Annotated in this window: 9 protein-coding genes; 5 read left to right on the top strand and 4 right to left on the bottom strand. The window is 67.8% G+C overall.

What is annotated here, in order from left to right; genetic code table 11:
• Positions 1–138 precede the first annotated feature (138 nt).
• From ACWIGM_RS10785 to ACWIGM_RS10775, 3 genes are read left to right on the top strand one after another with little or no spacing between them, the layout of a single operon-like run.
• Positions 139–822, top strand: a complete 684-nt coding sequence (locus ACWIGM_RS10785; RefSeq protein WP_454025939.1) for a winged helix-turn-helix domain-containing protein — start codon at positions 139–141, stop codon at positions 820–822.
• 37 nt (positions 823–859) lie between these two features.
• Positions 860–2,323 carry a HAMP domain-containing sensor histidine kinase gene (locus ACWIGM_RS10780; protein WP_454026974.1) on the top strand — a complete coding sequence of 488 codons (1,464 nt, stop codon included), beginning with the start codon at positions 860–862 and terminating at the stop codon, positions 2,321–2,323.
• 37 nt (positions 2,324–2,360) lie between these two features.
• Positions 2,361–5,321 (top strand): bifunctional [glutamine synthetase] adenylyltransferase/[glutamine synthetase]-adenylyl-L-tyrosine phosphorylase, encoded by a 2,961-nt coding sequence (locus tag ACWIGM_RS10775; RefSeq protein WP_454025938.1) that lies wholly within the window; start codon positions 2,361–2,363, stop codon positions 5,319–5,321.
• A gap of 13 nt (positions 5,322–5,334) precedes the next feature.
• Here the strand turns inward: ACWIGM_RS10775 and ACWIGM_RS10770 are convergent, their stop codons facing one another.
• The 4 genes from ACWIGM_RS10770 to ACWIGM_RS10755 all read right to left on the bottom strand — a co-directional run bounded on the left by ACWIGM_RS10770 (position 5,335) and on the right by ACWIGM_RS10755 (position 14,001).
• On the bottom strand, positions 5,335–7,056 hold the full coding sequence (locus ACWIGM_RS10770; RefSeq protein ID WP_454025937.1) for a GGDEF domain-containing protein: 1,722 nt from the start codon (positions 7,054–7,056) through the stop codon (positions 5,335–5,337).
• Positions 7,057–7,224: 168 nt separating this feature from the next.
• Positions 7,225–9,390 (bottom strand): PAS domain-containing sensor histidine kinase, encoded by a 2,166-nt coding sequence (locus ACWIGM_RS10765; protein ID WP_454025936.1) that lies wholly within the window; start codon positions 9,388–9,390, stop codon positions 7,225–7,227.
• 443 nt (positions 9,391–9,833) lie between these two features.
• Positions 9,834–12,473: an aminopeptidase N gene (gene pepN, locus ACWIGM_RS10760; RefSeq protein WP_454025935.1), complete on the bottom strand. Its 2,640-nt coding sequence runs from the start codon at positions 12,471–12,473 to the stop codon at positions 9,834–9,836.
• Between the two features lie 61 nt (positions 12,474–12,534).
• Positions 12,535–14,001 (bottom strand): cation diffusion facilitator family transporter, encoded by a 1,467-nt coding sequence (locus ACWIGM_RS10755; protein WP_454025934.1) that lies wholly within the window; start codon positions 13,999–14,001, stop codon positions 12,535–12,537.
• Between the two features lie 79 nt (positions 14,002–14,080).
• Between ACWIGM_RS10755 and ACWIGM_RS10750 the strand changes: the two genes are divergently transcribed.
• Together ACWIGM_RS10750 and ACWIGM_RS10745 are read left to right on the top strand one after the other, a co-directional pair.
• Entirely contained in the window at positions 14,081–14,530 is a 450-nt protein-coding gene (locus ACWIGM_RS10750; RefSeq protein ID WP_454025933.1) for a VOC family protein, read from the top strand.
• Positions 14,531–14,625: 95 nt separating this feature from the next.
• The gene (locus tag ACWIGM_RS10745) at positions 14,626–15,672 is read left to right on the top strand and encodes an aldose epimerase family protein (protein ID WP_454025932.1); all 1,047 of its coding nucleotides are present in this window, start codon (positions 14,626–14,628) and stop codon (positions 15,670–15,672) included.
• The last annotated feature ends 2 nt before the right edge of the window (positions 15,673–15,674 follow it).

Genomic DNA, 15,674 nt, shown 5'->3' with positions numbered 1-15,674 from the left:
TGCGAGAGCGTGTTCCGGGCGGATGGTGTCTCCCGGCTGTCACGTCGCCCCCTGCCGGGAATGCCAGCCGTCACGGCGGCAGGTCGGATCGTCACCTCCGGCCTGCCGCTTTTCATTTCGTTGGGCTAGTTTGCAGTCATGCGACTCCTGATCGTTGAAGACGACGCCGAAGCGGCAGCCTATCTGGTGAAAGCCTTTCGCGAGGCCGGCCATGTCGCCGACCATGCCCCTGACGGACTCGAGGGCTACGCGATGGCCCAGGGCGGCGGCTATGACGTGCTCGTCGTCGACCGCATGCTGCCGCGCATGGACGGGCTCTCGGTGATCCGCTCCTTGCGCGAGCAGGGCGAGACGACCCCGGCGCTGATCCTCTCCGCACTCGCCCAGGTCGACGACCGGGTGAAAGGCCTGCGTGCCGGCGGCGATGACTACCTGCCCAAGCCCTATGCCTTCTCCGAACTGCTCGCCCGGGTCGAAGTCCTCTCGCGCCGCCGCGGCGCGCCGGCCTCGGAGCCGACGACCTATCGCGTTGGCGATCTCCTGCTCGACCGGCTGGCGCATCGCGTCACCCGCGCCGGCGAGGAGATCGTGCTGCAGCCGCGCGAGTTCCGCCTGCTCGAATATCTGATGAAGCATGCCGGGCAGGTCGTGACCCGCACCATGCTGCTCGAGAACGTCTGGGATTATCATTTCGACCCGCAGACCAACGTCATCGACGTGCACGTCTCGCGGCTGCGCTCGAAGGTCGACAAGGGCTTCGAGCATCCGATGATCCACACTATCCGCGGCGCGGGATACATGGTCCGTGACACAGCTCGCTGAAGGGCGGACGGGTGAAGCGGCGCAGCCTTCCGGCCGCCTGCGCTTCCTGCCGCATCTCGTCCGCACCACCGCTTTCAAGCTGACGGCGATCTATCTCGTCGTCTTCGCGGTCTTTGCGATCTTCGTGCTGGGTTATGTCGCCTGGAACGCCAAGAACCTGCTCGACGACCAGATCCGCTCGACCATCGACGCGGAGATTCAAGGGTTGGCCGAGCAGCAGCGCCTTGGCGGCATCCGGCGGCTGGTCCAGGTCATTGAGCGCCGTTCGCGCGGGCCGGGCGCTTCGCTCTATCTCGTCACCACGCCATTGGGCGAGCGCATCGCCGGCAATATCGAGGCGTTGCCGCCGGGGACGCTCGACCGCCAGGGCGAGAGCGAGATCGAATACGCCCGCTCCTCAGAGGCGCTCGATCAGACCAACCACGCCATCGTCCGCGTCTTCATGCTGCCGGCGGGCTTTCGCCTGCTGGTCGGCCGCGATGTCGAGGAGCGCGAGCGCCTGCGCGTCGTAATCAAGCGCGCCGCCGCCTGGTCGGTGCTGCTCGTCGTCGTGCTCGGCTGCTTCGCCGGCTGGTTCGTGGCGCGGCGGGTGCTGAAGCGCATCGACGGCATGAACGATACCGCCCGCTCGATCATGGCGGGCGACCTCAAGGGCCGGCTCGCCATCGCTGGCACCGGCGACGAGCTCGACCGGCTGGCCGGGAACCTGAACGCCATGCTCGACCGCATCGGCGAGCTGATGAGCGGCATGCAGCAGGTCTCTGACAATATCGCCCATGACCTCAAGACGCCGCTGACCCGCCTGCGCAACCGCGCCGAGGAGGCCTTGCGCACGGCCCAGTCGCCCGAGCAATTGCGTACGGCGCTCGACGGCGCGATCGAGGAAGCGGACGGGCTGATCCGCGTCTTCAACGCCTTGCTGATGATAGCCCGGCTCGAAACGCGGCAGATCACCGACAGCATGGCCCCGCTCGACCTTGCCGAGATCGTCGACGGGCTCTCCGAGCTCTACGAGCCGCTGGCGGAGGAGGCAGGGCTGACCCTGTCGGCATCCGTCGAGCCCGGCCTGTCGCTTACCGGCAATCGCGAGCTGATCGGCCAGGCGCTCGCCAATCTGATCGACAACGCGCTGAAATACGGCAAGCCGGAGGGCGATGCGCCGGCGACCGTCGCAGTCACCGCGCGGCGTGTCGACGATAGGATCGAGCTCGGCGTTGCCGATCACGGCGCCGGCATCCCGGAGGCCGATCGCGGCCGCGTCCTGGAACGCTTCGTCCGGCTCGACCAGAGCCGCAGCAAGCCCGGATTCGGGCTAGGGCTCGCGCTTGCCTCGGCAGTCGCGCATCTGCATGGCGGTGCGATCCGCCTCTCGGACAACGCGCCGGGACTCGATGTCGTGATGTCGCTGCCCGCCGCGTCGCCTTCTGTGGACAGGTCGTCCACCGAGGCCCCTGCGGGCTCGACATCGCAGCCGGACGGGGCAGGGTTCCAGTCGGCTTGATGAAGGGCTAAGGCTCGCTCAGCCGGTCGACGCGGAGGTGAGTGTGGGCGAGCCCTTATGCGAACGCCTGAAGGCGGCGCCTGTGCTGCCGGCGCGCGGCAAGGTCGAGGCGCTCTGGCGCGAGGAGCTGATCGAGCGCCTGTTCGACGCCGAAGCCGGTGAGCGGCTCGTCTCCCATCTGAAAGACCATGAGGCATCGGCCGCGCTCGTCGCGGGCATCCTCGCGCATTCGCCCTTCCTCACCCAGATCATGCGGCGCGATCCGGAGGGGCTGCTCATTTCGCTGACCACCGACCCGGGCGAGCGCCGCGACGCGCTGCTCGCCGGCATTGCCGCCTTCGCCACGCCGGAGACCGCGACCGCCGATCTGATGCGCGAACTGCGGCGCTTCCGCCAGGCGATGGCGCTGCTGATCGCGCTCGCCGATATAGGTGGCGTCTGGCCGGTCGAGACGGTGACTGCCGCTCTCAGCGCAACCGCCGACCTGGCGGTGAGGCTTGCCAGCGAGCACGCGCTGCACCAGGCGGCCGGCCTCGGCCGGATTGAGCTCGCTGACCCCAGCGAGCCCGGCAAGGGCTCCGGCCTCGTCGTGCTGGCGCTCGGCAAGCATGGCGCCGGCGAGCTGAACTACTCCTCCGACATCGACATCGTCGTTTTCTTCGATCCGGAGATGGCCGAGGCCGCCGGCGTCGGCGAGCCCACCAGCTTCTTCGTCAAGCTGACCCAGCAGATCGCCCGCATCATCCAGGAGCGCACGCCGGACGGCTATGTCTTTCGCGTCGATCTGCGCCTGCGGCCCGATCCCGGCTCGACCCATGTCGCCGTCGCCCTGCCGACCGCCTATGCCTATTACGAGACCGTCGGCCAGAACTGGGAACGCGCCGCGATGATCAAGGCGCGGCCCGTCGCCGGTGATCTCGACCTCGGCCGCCGCTTCATCGCCGATCTCGCCCCCTTCATCTGGCGCAAATATTTCGACTTCGCCGCCATCGCCGACATCCACGCGATGAAGCGGCAGATCCAGTCGGTGAAGGGCTTCGAGACGCTCAGCCTGCCCGGCCACAACGTCAAGCTCGGCCGTGGCGGCATCCGCGAGATCGAGTTCTTCGTCCAGACCCAGCAGCTTGTCTTCGGCGGGCGGCGTCCGGCGCTGCGCGGACCTCGTACGCTCGAGATGCTGGGTGAACTGACGAAGGAGAACTGGATCAGCCCGCAGGCACGCGACGAGCTGACGGAATCCTATTGTTGGCTGCGCACCATCGAGCACCGGCTGCAGATGCGCCATGACGAGCAGACGCAGACCCTGCCGACTGACGCCGCCGATCTCGACGCCTTCGCCCGCTTCTGCGGCTATGCATCGGCCAAAGCCTTCGGCAAGGAGCTGGAGGCGCATGCGAGGCGCGTCGAGGGTCATTACGCCCTGCTGTTCGAGGATGCTCCCAGCCTCGCCAGCGAGGCCGGATCGCTCTCCTTCACCGGAACCGAGAACGATCCGGAGACCTTGGCGACGCTGGGCAAGCTCGGCTTCCGCCAGCCGGCGACCGCGGCCGAGACCGTGCGCGGCTGGCATTTCGGCCGCCGCGCCGCCGTGACCAGCGCCCGCGCCCGCGAGGTGCTGACCGAGCTGACGCCGGCGCTGCTGGTCGCGCTCGGGCGCACCACCGATCCCGACGGCGCGCTCGCCCATCTCGACAATGCCTTCGTGCGCATGCCGGCGGCGGTCGAGCTGCTCACTTTGCTGCGCTCGCATGATGCACTGCTGCAGCTCTTCGCCGAGATCCTCGGTAGCGCGCCGCGTCTGGCCAAGGTCGCGGCGCTCTATCCGCATGTGCTCGATGCGGTGATCGATCCCGCCTTCAGCGCCCCGCGCCACGATGCCGAGCGGGTGGCGCAGCGCGTGCGCGCCATGGTCGGCACGCCGCCGCCCAGCGTCGAGGACGGGCTCGACCGCATGCGCGACGCCGCCCGGCAGGAGAACTTCCTGGTCGGAGCGAGGCTGCTCTCCGGCGTGGTCAATGCCGAGCAGGCGGCGCAGGGCTACGCCGCCGTGGCTCAGGCCTGCATCCGCGCCGCCTTCGACGACACGCGTGCGGCCTTCGCCGCCGACCATGGGCTCGTGGCGGGGGCGGAAGCCGTCGTGCTCGGCATGGGTCGCCTCGGCGCCGGCGAGCTTACGCCGTCATCCGATCTCGACCTGATGCTGCTCTACGATCGGCCCGAGAGCGCCGAAGCCAGCGATGGCAAGCGCCCGCTCGACCCGGTGACCTGGCATGTCCGCTTCACCCAGCGCCTCGTCGCGGCGCTGACCGTGCCGACAAGGCGGGGCACGCTCTATCAGGTCGACATGCGGCTGCGGCCCTCCGGCAACAAGAGCCCGGCGGCGACGCAGTTCGGGGGGTTCGAGGCCTATCATCAGGGCGAGGCCGAGATCTGGGAGGAGATGGCGCTGACCCGTGCACGGGTCGTCGCCGGCGATGCCGGCTTGCGGGAGAAGGTCGAGGCCGCGATCCGCGAGATCCTGCTGCGCAAGCGCGAGCCGGCCAGGGTCGCTGCAGCCGTCGCCGAAATGCGGGCGCTGATCGCCAAGGAGAAGGGCGAAAACGATGCTTGGGACCTGAAGCTCGCCGCCGGCGGGCTGACCGATCTCGACTTTCTGGCGCAGTTCCTGGTGCTCGCTTATGGCCACGACCATCCGCAGCTCCTCGCTCGCACGACGGCGGGTGTCTTCGTCGCCGCGCGTGAGACCGATGTCATCGCGGCCGAGGATGCCGAGCGGCTGGCGGGCGCAGCCCGCTTCGTCGGCGATGTCCAGCTCTGGCAGCGCTTCGCCGTGGAGGAAGGCTTCGATGCCAAGGCCGTGCCGGAGCGGGTGATGCGCCGGATCGCGACGGCTGTCGGCCTGCCCGACGCCAAGATGCTGAAGGCCGAGCTCGACGAGACGCGCGGTGCCGTGAGGGCGATCTTCCGGCGTCTGCTGGGGACGGGGCGAGCGCCCTGAAAGGCGCTGCGCTCTACTCCGCCGCGAGAGAGCCGGCCGCGCCGCTCTGCTCCATTCGGGCGCCCTTGGTCTTTTGCGACGGTGCACGCACGACCCGGTTCCGACCTTCCTGTTTGGCGCGGTAGAGCGCCGCATCGGAGTTGGCCAGCAGGTCTCGGCTGGAGTTCGAGGTCACCGGGACGCAGGCGACGCCGAGGGAGGCGGAGACCTGGGCTCCGTTCAGCTCCGATAGGGCTTCGATACTGATCCTGATGCGTTCGGCCTTTGCCGCCGCCATGTCGAGCCCGCAATTGGGCAGCACGACGATGAGCTCCTCACCGCCATAGCGGCAGGCGATATCGGTCTCGCGCAACTGGTTGATGATCGCTGCGGCGGCATCGCGCAATACGGCATCGCCTTTGGCATGGCCGTGCTGGTCGTTGAGCCGCTTGAAGTGGTCGAGATCGATCATGATGACCGACACTTCGGTCCTCTCGCGCTCGGCCAGGCGGACGACGCGTTCGAGCGCATCCTCCATGTAACGGCGGTTGTAGAGACCGGTCAGAGGGTCGCGCAAGGCCTGGCTGCGCAGCTTGTCGCGCAAGGCGATGTTGGAGAGTGCGAGCGACATGGCGTCGGCCAGGGCGGTGCCGATACCGGTCGCAGCTTCGAGCCGCTGATCCGCCTCGGGGCCGCTGCAGTAGAGCTGCAGGAGGCCGAGAATCTCGCCGCGCGCGATCATCGGGATCTCGAGCGCATGGTCGCTGACGATGTGATGTTCGCAGCAGAGTTTGTGCGAGCCGGGTCGATTGGCGTGCGGCTTGCCGCGCTTCAGGGCCCAGCATTGCTGCAGCCCGATCGAGTCGGGCAGGGCCTCGAGGTCCTCGCGCCCCCATGTCGTCGACAGGGCCAGCCGGTCGCGCGAGTTGTTGAAGACGTAGAGCGCGCCGCCGAGATCGGGGATGAGTTCGGCCGCAGTCGCGCGCAGGACGGCATTGGCGTCGCCATGGTCGAGCGCGCTCTGCAGCATTTCAGTCATCCCGAACAGGCGCGAAACCTGCTCGCGTGAAGAGTTGGCATTGGCGACGGCCAGATCGCGTGCCCTGGCGTCCCGCGTGCTGCTGCGCGAGGCGCCGGCGAAGGCCAGGATGCAGAACGCGCCGGTCAGAATCTGCAGTCCGAGCACGATGCTCGTCGCGTGCGCGATGTTGCTGTTGAGCGAGGCTTCCAGAGCCTCCTTCCTGGTCAAATCCGTGAGGATTGCCCGGGTCAGGATCGTGACGTTCCGCTCGATCCCGCGAGCGGCATAGAGCGATTGCGCGATGTCGGGCTGCTTCGCCGAGATGGCGGAAACGATATCGGCCCAACCGGCTTTGAGCGCGGTGACGATCACTGGTGTCGACACTTCCTCGGTTCCGCGGACCGCGGTTTCGGGAAAGCTGTCGTCGCCGAACGTGTTCAGGCGGCTGAGCGCCTGCGCATATCTGAGCAGATTGGGTTCGCTGTCGCGCCTGATCATCAGGTCGGCGACCGCGGCGCCGGTCTCCATCACGGCCTGGCGCGCCACGCGCAGGGCCCGGGTGCTCTTGCGCATCTCCTCGACCTTGACCTCCTGATGGTCGATGTAGGCGAACCCCGAAATGACGAGGGCGATCATCAGGGCGAGGAAGGCGATGGTGACGGCCGCCGAGCGTCCGAGTGCCCAGCTGGCGCGCTGAGCGGCTCGCGGATGGTCTGTATTGAACTGGGCCTGCATCGATCCACGCCTCGTGGAAACACCCCGGCCGGCCGCCGATATGAGCGTCGTAGATCGAGGCTTGCCGCAGGCGGGTTTAGGCTTCGTCAAGGTGCGCGGTTAAGCGGTGCCTAAGAGGGCGGCGACATTTTGTGCCATCTCGGGTTGCGGCCGGCACTCGCGCGCCGGTCAGGCCGCCCGCTCCAGCTCGGACACCGCCGGGCTCTTCAGCGGCAAATGCACCATCACGATCGTGCCCGAGCCCATGATCGAGCGGATCCGTAGCGAGCCGCCATGCAGCTCGGCCAGCGAGCGGGCGATGGCGAGGCCGAGGCCTGAGCCGCCATGGCTGCGGATGAGATCGCCTTCGACCTGCTCGAACGGGCGCCCGATCCGGCCGAGCTTCTCGCGCGGGATGCCGATGCCGCTATCCTCGACATAGAGGTTGAGCGCGTCGGTCGCCGGCTTGACGCGCACCGCGATCCTGCCGCCCTCGGGCGTGAATTTGACGGCGTTGTCGACGAGATTGCCGACGATCTGGAAGAGGGCGTGCGCATCGGCTTCGAGGCGCAGATCGCTGCCGAGATCGCTGACGAGGGAGAGCCGCTTGTGCGTGATCGCCTCGCGATGGCAGTTGATCGCTTCGCCGACCACGAGGTCGAGCGCGACATCGGTTTTCTCGAGCTCGATCTTGCCGGCCTCGATCCGGGCCATGTTCAGGATATCGTTGATCACCGCGAGCAGGCTGCTGCCGCTGGAGCGGATGTCGCGGACGTACTCGACATAACGCTCTGAACCGAGGGGGCCGAACAGCCCGTCATCCATGATTTCGGAGAAGCCGAGGATGGCGTTGAGCGGCGTGCGCAGCTCATGGCTCATATTGGCGAGGAATTCGGACTTGGCGCGATTGGCGCTTTCGGCGGCGGCCTTCTGCTCGAGATAGAGCTCGGCGAGCTCCGCCAGCTGCTGCGCCTGCGCTTCGAGTTTCTGGCGCGAGGCCTTGAGGTCGGTGACGGTCTTGAGCAGCTCGTGCTCGGAGCGGGTCAGGCGCTCCTCCTGCTGCTTCAGCATGGTGATGTCGGTGCCGACGGAGACCGAGCCGCCATCCTTGGTGCGGCGGCCGTTGATCTGCAGCCAGCGGCCGTCCGAGAGCTTCGCCTCGTAGGAATGGCTGCCGGAGCCGGCGCGCACGCTGCGGACCGGCTCGCGGTCGATGCTCGGCTGGGCGCTGTGGCTCATGATCTGCTCGTAGGCCGTGCCGGTCCTGACCAGCTCTGGCGAGAGCATGTGCAGCTGCTGGTATTTGGCGTTGCAGAGCACGAGGTTCTGTTCGGCATCCCAGAGCACGAAGGCTTCCGAGATCGCCTCGACCGCGTCGCGCAGCCGGGCATCGGCGGTGGCGGTACGGGCGGCCATGCGGCGCTGCTCTGAGATGTCGACCACGATGCCGACGAGGTGCTGGGAGCCGGTGCGGCGGTCAGTGACCAGCTCGGCCCGCGCCTTGAGCCAGACCCATTCGCCGGACGCGTTGCGGACGCGGAATTCCTGGTCGAGATGATTGGTCTCGCCGCGGCTGACCGCATCGGCCAGCGCATAGAGGTCGGCGTCCTCGGGGTGGATGAAGGCGTTGACCTCGCCGAAGGACATGAACTCGCCGGTGCGATCGTAGCCGAGCATCGCGTACATCGAATCCGACCAGTACATCCGGCCGTGGGCGAGATCCCAGTCCCACAGGCCGCAATGGCCACGGCTGAGCGCCGTGTCGATGCGGTCGCGGACGCAATCGCAATCCTCGTCGGCGGCACGGGCGCGCCGGGATTGAAGGACGAAGGCTGCGGTGATGCCGACGAGTACGATCGTCGCCGAGCCGAACAGGATCAGGATCGAGCGACGGCGCTCGTCCCAGGTCGACAGAGCGCGCTTCACCGGGTGGAGCACCGCGACCTGGCCGAGGGGGGCGGCGAGGTTGCGGACGGTCGCGAGCGTCTCGATCCCGCCCGGAAGCATGATCGGCATGACGCCGGCACGGTCGGCGAAGACGGTGAGCGCCTGCCCGGGGCCGAGCAGGTCGGTGAGGCTGCGCTCGCTCGCGCCGATCGTCGGCTCGCCAGCGATCAGGCGACCGCTGGCGTCGCTGACATAGGCGATGCGGCCGCGGCCGGCGATATGCTTGGTCGTCAATGCCGTGAGGGCGGTCTCGGGGCGCTTGTCGTCTCTGGAGGCTAGATCGATCTCGCGCACAAGCAACGCGGCGAGCGCGTCGAGGTCCATTGCTGCGTCATCGAGCGCATCGTCGCGCAGCGCACTGGTTTGAATGTAGGCGCCGAGCGCGAGGAGCAGAACGAAGCCAGCCACCAGCGCCGGAATGACTTTCCGGAAGGCCGGCTCCAGCTGTTCAAAGCGCTGATAGAGCGGATGCGTAAGGGATCGTGCTACGCCTAGAACTGAATTTGCGCGCACGTGTGCGCAAGCCGCGTCGGCACGCGTCATGCCCGTCCCCCTTCGGAAGCGATGTACCGTCAGTAAGATCGGGAGACGTGCCGCATCTCCGAATCACAGTCAGTTGAATCCGGAGGACTCGCTTTGTCTAGCGGAAACTTCGTCCTGACAGTGGTTTTGCGCGCCCTGGTTGTAGTGACGAATCGGTTGAATCCTGCGCGCGCAGGACTTCGTTAACCTTTGGCTGAGCAGGCGGTTAACGGGCGATTCTCGGGGGTGCGCGGACCGGCGCCGTGGACCGCTTCATCGGTCTTGGCGCCGGCCTCTCCCAGTCGTGACAGCGTGCCCGCGGCGCGGGGTCAGGCCAGCGAGCGGGCAGCAATGTCGGCGACGTCACGCGACAGGTTCGGAGTGGTCTGAACCATGCGCAGCGCCGCTTCCGCCTTGGCCCTGCGGCCTGCCTCCAGCATGCGCCAGCTCTTGAACGAACCGAGCAGGCGCGAGGCGACCTGCGGGTTTGTCCGGTCGAGCGCAATGACGATGTCGGCGACGAAGCCATAGCCCTCGCCATCGGCTCGGTTGAACTGGGTCAGGTTCGCCGCGAAGCCGCCGATCAAGCCGCGCACCCGGTTCGGATTGCCGAGCGAGAAGGCGGGGTGGCTCATGAGCCCCTTGACCCTGGCGAGGGTGCCGTCCTCCGCGATTAGCGCCTGCGCCATCAGCCATTTGTCGAGCACCAGCGGCTCGCGGGCATAGAGTTCGCCAAAGCGCGTGATCAGATCCTCACGCCCGGCTCCGGGGATCAGCGTCATCGCGGCGAGCGCCGCGAGTCGGTCGGTCAGGTTGTCGGCTTCAGCGAATTGCGCCAGCGCCAGCCGCGCGCCCTCGGCCGGAGCACCGAGCGCGAGCAGTCCGAGCGCTTCGTTACGCAACGCACGCCGCCCGGCCGGCGCCGCGGCCGGCGAATAGGAGCCGCGCTCGGCGAGGCTGTCGCGCAAGGCCGCGAGTTGGCTGGCAAGCGCCACGCCGATCGTGGCCGAGAGCTGGCGGTGGGTGCCATGCACGACGTCCGGGTCGACGTCCCGTCCGATCTCGCGAGCGATGTCGGCCGGGGCGGGCAGGCGCAGCACCTGCGCGGCGAAGGCCGGATCCACCAGCGCTGGACCGGCGAGGAAGCCTGAGAGCGCCCCGGCGAGCGCCGTCGCGGTCTCGTCCAGTGTGGAGTGATCGCCCTTGCCGGCACGCACCAGCGCCCGTGTCGCCACCGTCTGCAGCGCCTGCCAGCGATTGAAGGAATCGCTGTCGGCCGTGAACAGCGTCAGGAGCTCGGCATCACCGAGGTCGAGCTCGAGCCGGACCGGTGCCGAAAAGCCGCGCAGCAGCGACGGCGTCGGCGCTTCCGGCAGATCGGTGAAGGTCAGCGACAGCGAAGGCTGGTCGAGCACGACCACTCCGCCGGCCTTGAGCGCCGGCGAGATGCTGGTCAGCGGCAGGTCGCCATCCTTGCCGACCAGGCCGAGCGCGACAGGAATGACGACTGGCTTCTTCTCGGACTGGCCGGGCGTCGCCGGCGTCGATTGCGCCAGCTGCAGCGTATAGCTCTTCGCTTTCGCATCGTATTTGCCAGAGGCGACCACGGTCGGCGTTCCCGCCTGCTCGTACCATCCGGCGAAATGGGCGAGGTCCTGGCCCGAGGACTCGACGAAGCAGTCGAGGAATTCCTCGATCGTCGCGGCCGTGCCGTCGCAGCGCTCGAAATAGAGGTCCATGCCGCGCGTGAAGGCGTCCTCGCCGATCAGCACCTTGAGCATGCGGATCACCTCCGCGCCCTTCTCGTAGACCGTCGGCGTATAGAAGTTGTTGATCTCCTTGTAGGCGCGCGGCCGGACCGGATGGGCGAGGGGGCCGGCATCCTCGGAGAACTGCGTCGAGCGCAGGGTGCGCACATCGGCGATGCGCTTCACCGGGCGCGAGCGCTCGTCGGACGAGAATTCCTGGTCGCGGAAGACGGTGAGGCCCTCCTTCAGGCAGAGCTGGAACCAGTCGCGGCAGGTGATGCGATTGCCGGTCCAGTTGTGGAAGTACTCATGCGCGATGATCGCCTCGATCGAGGCATAGTCGCCGTCGCTCGCCGTCAGCGGGTCGGCCAGCACATATTTGTCGTTGAAGATGTTGAGGCCCTTGTTCTCCATAGCCCCCATGTTGAAGTCGGAGACGGCGACGACGTTGAACACGTCGAGATCATAGTTGCGGCCGAAGACGCGCTCGTCCCAGCGCATGCAGCGCACCAGGCTATCCAGCGCCCAGCCGGCGCGGCCGGCCTTGCCCGGCTCGACATAGACGGCGAGCTCGACCTTGTGGCCATCAGCCGTGACGTAAGGCTGCCGGACATGGTCGAGCTTGCCGCCGACCAGCGCGAACAGATAGGCCGGCTTCGGGTGAGGGTCGTGCCAGACGGCGAAATGGCGTTCACCGCCAGGGAGTTCGGCGGCGGCGACGAGGTTGCCGTTGGAGAGCAGGACCGGCGCCTGCGCCTTCTCGGCTTCGAGCCGGACCGTGTAGACGCTCATCACGTCCGGCCGGTCGAGGAAATAGGTGATGCGGCGGAAGCCGTCGGCCTCGCATTGCGTGCAGTAGACGCCGCTGGAGCGATAAAGCCCCATCAGCTTGGTGTTGGCGCTCGGATCGAGCGTCGTCTCGATCCTGAGCGAGAAGGCCCGTGCCGGCGGCGCCTGGATCGTCAGCCCCTGCGGCGAGAGGGAGTACAGGGAAGGATCGAGCGGGACCTCGTCGAGCAGGATGGAGTCCGGTGTCAGCTCGTCGCCGTCGAGCACGAGCGGCGCGCCGGCATGGCCGGCCGGGTTCGGCCGTAGCTGTAGCTGGGAGCGCACCCTGGTCCGCGTCGGATCGAGGACGATGTCGAGATCGACGGTGTCGATCAGCCAGTCGGAGGGGCGATAATCCTCGAGGCGGATCAGCGGGGCGTCTTCGGCGCGCATGGCAGGCTCGCTTCCTTCAGTCGCTCTTGTCTTATGAACCTTGAGGCGGCAGCGGAAGCCGTCAGGGCAGGGCGTAGGGCTTGTCGGACGGCACTGCCGGCTCGGCATGGCTGACCAGGCGGCAGACATCCGGCCGGGCTTCGCGAACCTTGCGCTCGATCTTGTCGACAGCGAGGTGGACGGCCGCGACGTCGAGCGTCGCCTCGGCGCGGCAGTGATAGTTGACCACGAGGCCGTTGCGGGTCTCGCGCACGCGGACGCTGTGGATGTCGCGGATCGGTCCGCCGGCTTCGGCGAGGCGGGCCGCTTCCTGGGCGATCGCCTTGCCGATCGCCTCGACCACCTCCCAGGGCGCGTTGTGGCCGGAGGGCTGGCCGGTCTCCATGGGCTCGATATGGGTGTCGACCTCGGTCTCGCCGCCGAATTCGGCGCGGATCGCGTTCTCCAGCCGCGTCGCGATCTCGTGGGCCTCGCCGAGCGGCAGCAGCGCATCGACCTCCATGTCGAGCGAGACGGCGAGCCGCCCGCCGATCGTGTGGACGCTGACATGGTGGACCGGCACCTTCATCTTCAGCGCGATCAGCAGCACGCGTTCCAGCGCCGTCTCGTCGTCGACCTGGACCGGGTTGGCGGTGACGGTCAGCGCCGAATCCGGCTCGACGACCGCCAGAGCTCGCAGCAGATCGTCCTTGATCGCACTGACGCGGTCGAGCGGCAGGGTCCGCGAGACCTGGATGCCGATCTCCCCCTGCACCACGCCGCCGGCGGGCCGCAGCCGCAGCCATTCGACGTTGACGACGCCGGCAACGCCCTGCGCCGCCTCGCGCAGGCGCTCGGCGACGCCTTTCGGCGCGGCATCGATCAGCGTGTCGACCGTGCGCCGCCCGAGCTTGACCGCGGTGGCGATCATGAAGACGGCAAGTGCCAGCGCCGTCGCGCTGTCGGCCATCGGCACGCCCATCCGGGTGAGGATCAGGCCGAGCAGGACCAGCGCCGTGCCGACGAAGTCGGTGGCGAAATGCAGCGCCTCGGCCGAGAGCGCCTCGCTGCGGGTCTCCTTGGCGACCATGGTCAGCGTGCGCCAGCGCGTCGCGTCGACCATCAGCGAGAACAGCAGCACGCCGATCACGATCGGCGTCACCGCGACATGTGGCTCGCTGCCGGTCCACAGGCGGTTGGCCGCTTCCCACAGGATCGCGCCCGAGAGCCCGAACAGGATCGCGGTCTCCAGCAGCGCGGCGAGCGCCTCGAACTTGCCGTGGCCGTAATGATGCTCGTCATCGGCCGGCTTGTCGGCGGCACGCACCGCGAACCAGGTGAACATCGTCGAGCCGATGTCGATCAGCCCCTGCAGCGCGTCGGTCATCAGCGCGAGCGAGCCGGAGAGGATCGCAGCGCCGAACTTGGCGAGCGTCAGCACGACGCTGGCGATTACCGACAGCGTCGCCGCCTTCTGCTTGACCCGGGAGACCTCGGCGGGTGACACCGGGCCGGCCGGGTTCGGCGTGCGATCCTGCGTTTCGCTCATGATAGGTCCGCGCGAGCCCTCTTGGAGAAGGCCGGGTTTGGCCCGATCCATCTGCCAGATCAACCCCGGGAGACAAACAGTGCGCTATCTCCACACCATGGTCCGCGTCACCGACCTCGATGCGGCGCTCGATTTCTACGTGAACAAGTTCGGCCTGGTCGAAACCCGTCGGATCGAGAACGAGAAGGGCCGCTTCACCCTCGTCTTCCTCGCTGCGCCGGACGATGCCGCGACGGTGAAGGAGCAGGGCAGCCGCGGCCGCCCGACGCTGGAGCTGACCTTCAACTGGGATCCGGAGGTCTACACCGGCGGGCGCAATTTCGGCCACCTCGCCTATGAGGTCGACGACATCTATGCGACCTGCGAGAAGCTGATGAAGGCCGGTATCACCATCAACCGGCCGCCGCGCGACGGCAACATGGCCTTCGTCCGCTCGCCCGACAACATCTCGATCGAGATCCTGCAGAAGGGCGATCCCAAGCCGCCGGCCGAGCCGTGGCTGAGCATGCCGAATACCGGGGCCTGGTGAAGGCGTAGCAGCAGGGCTTGCGCATACAGCGCACCTGCGACTAGCGAGGGAGCCGTGACCGCTCGGGTGAAGGGCGGCGCGGCGGGAGGCTGGCCTTGACCAAGACGCTGTTCGGCACGCTCGATGACGGCACGCCGATCCACGAGGCCGTGCTGCGCTCGGCCTCCGGAGCAGAAGCGCGGGTGATGGAATGGGGCGCGGTGCTGCGCGATCTCGTCGTGCCGCTGCCCGATGGCGGGCGCCAGCGCGTCGTGCTCGGCTTCCCCGACTTCGCCGATTATCCCAAACACTCTCCGCATATGGGCGCGATCGCCGGCCGCTTCGCCAACCGCATCGGTGGCGGCCGCTTCATGCTCGATGGTGTCGAATATCAAGCTCCGCTCAACGAGCATGGCCGGAACTCGCTGCATGGCGGCGGCCAGGGTTTTGGCAAGCGGCCCTGGACGCTGGTGCATCATGACGAGGCGAGCGCGACGCTGGCGCTTGTTTCTCCGGCCGGCGATGCCGGCTATCCCGGCACGCTCGACGTCTTCTGTCGCTACAGCCTCGTCGGCGCCACGACCCTGCGGATCGAGCTCACTGCGACGACCGACGCTCCGACCATCGTCAACTTCGCACACCATTCCTATTTCCGCCTCGACGATGCCCCGGACATCCTCGACCACGAGTTCGAGGTTCGCGCCAATCTGATCACGCCGGTCGACGCTGACCTGATCCCGGACGGCTCGGTTGCTCCGGTCGCGGGAACGCCCTTCGATTTCCGGAAGAGCCGGCCGGTCCGCTTCGCCAATCCGGACGGCTCGCGCTTCTGGTACGATCACAACTACCTGCTCCGTCGCGATCGCCGCGAGCCGGCGGCGGCGACAGGCCTCGAACTCGCCCATGCCGCGACCTTGCGCTCGCGCCGCTCGGGCCTTGCCATGGAGGTCTGGACGACCGAGCCGGCGCTGCAGGTCTATGACGGCTTCAAGCTGGATACACCGGTCGCGGGGCTGGACGGTGTTCGCTACGGCGCCTGCGCCGGCATCGCGCTCGAACCGCAGCATGTGCCGGACTCGCCCAATCTCCCGCATTTTCCATCGACGGTGCTGCGCCCTGGCGAGGTCTATCGCCAGATCAGCGAATTCAGGTTCGGAGCGTAAGT

This window comes from Allobosea sp. NPDC055332, assembly GCF_053645455.1.
The sequence above is the reverse complement of the archived record's forward strand: the minus strand, read 5'-3'. Positions and strand labels throughout refer to the sequence as shown.

Excerpts from the sequence above, each read along its gene's own strand:
- ACWIGM_RS10785 (WP_454025939.1), top strand. The coding sequence starts at position 139 with ATGCGACTCCTGATCGTTGAAGACGACGCCGAAGCGGCAGCCTATCTG.
- ACWIGM_RS10770 (WP_454025937.1), bottom strand. The coding sequence starts at position 7,056 with ATGCAGGCCCAGTTCAATACAGACCATCCGCGAGCCGCTCAGCGCGCC.
- pepN (WP_454025935.1), bottom strand. The coding sequence starts at position 12,473 with ATGCGCGCCGAAGACGCCCCGCTGATCCGCCTCGAGGATTATCGCCCC.
- ACWIGM_RS10755 (WP_454025934.1), bottom strand. The coding sequence starts at position 14,001 with ATGAGCGAAACGCAGGATCGCACGCCGAACCCGGCCGGCCCGGTGTCA.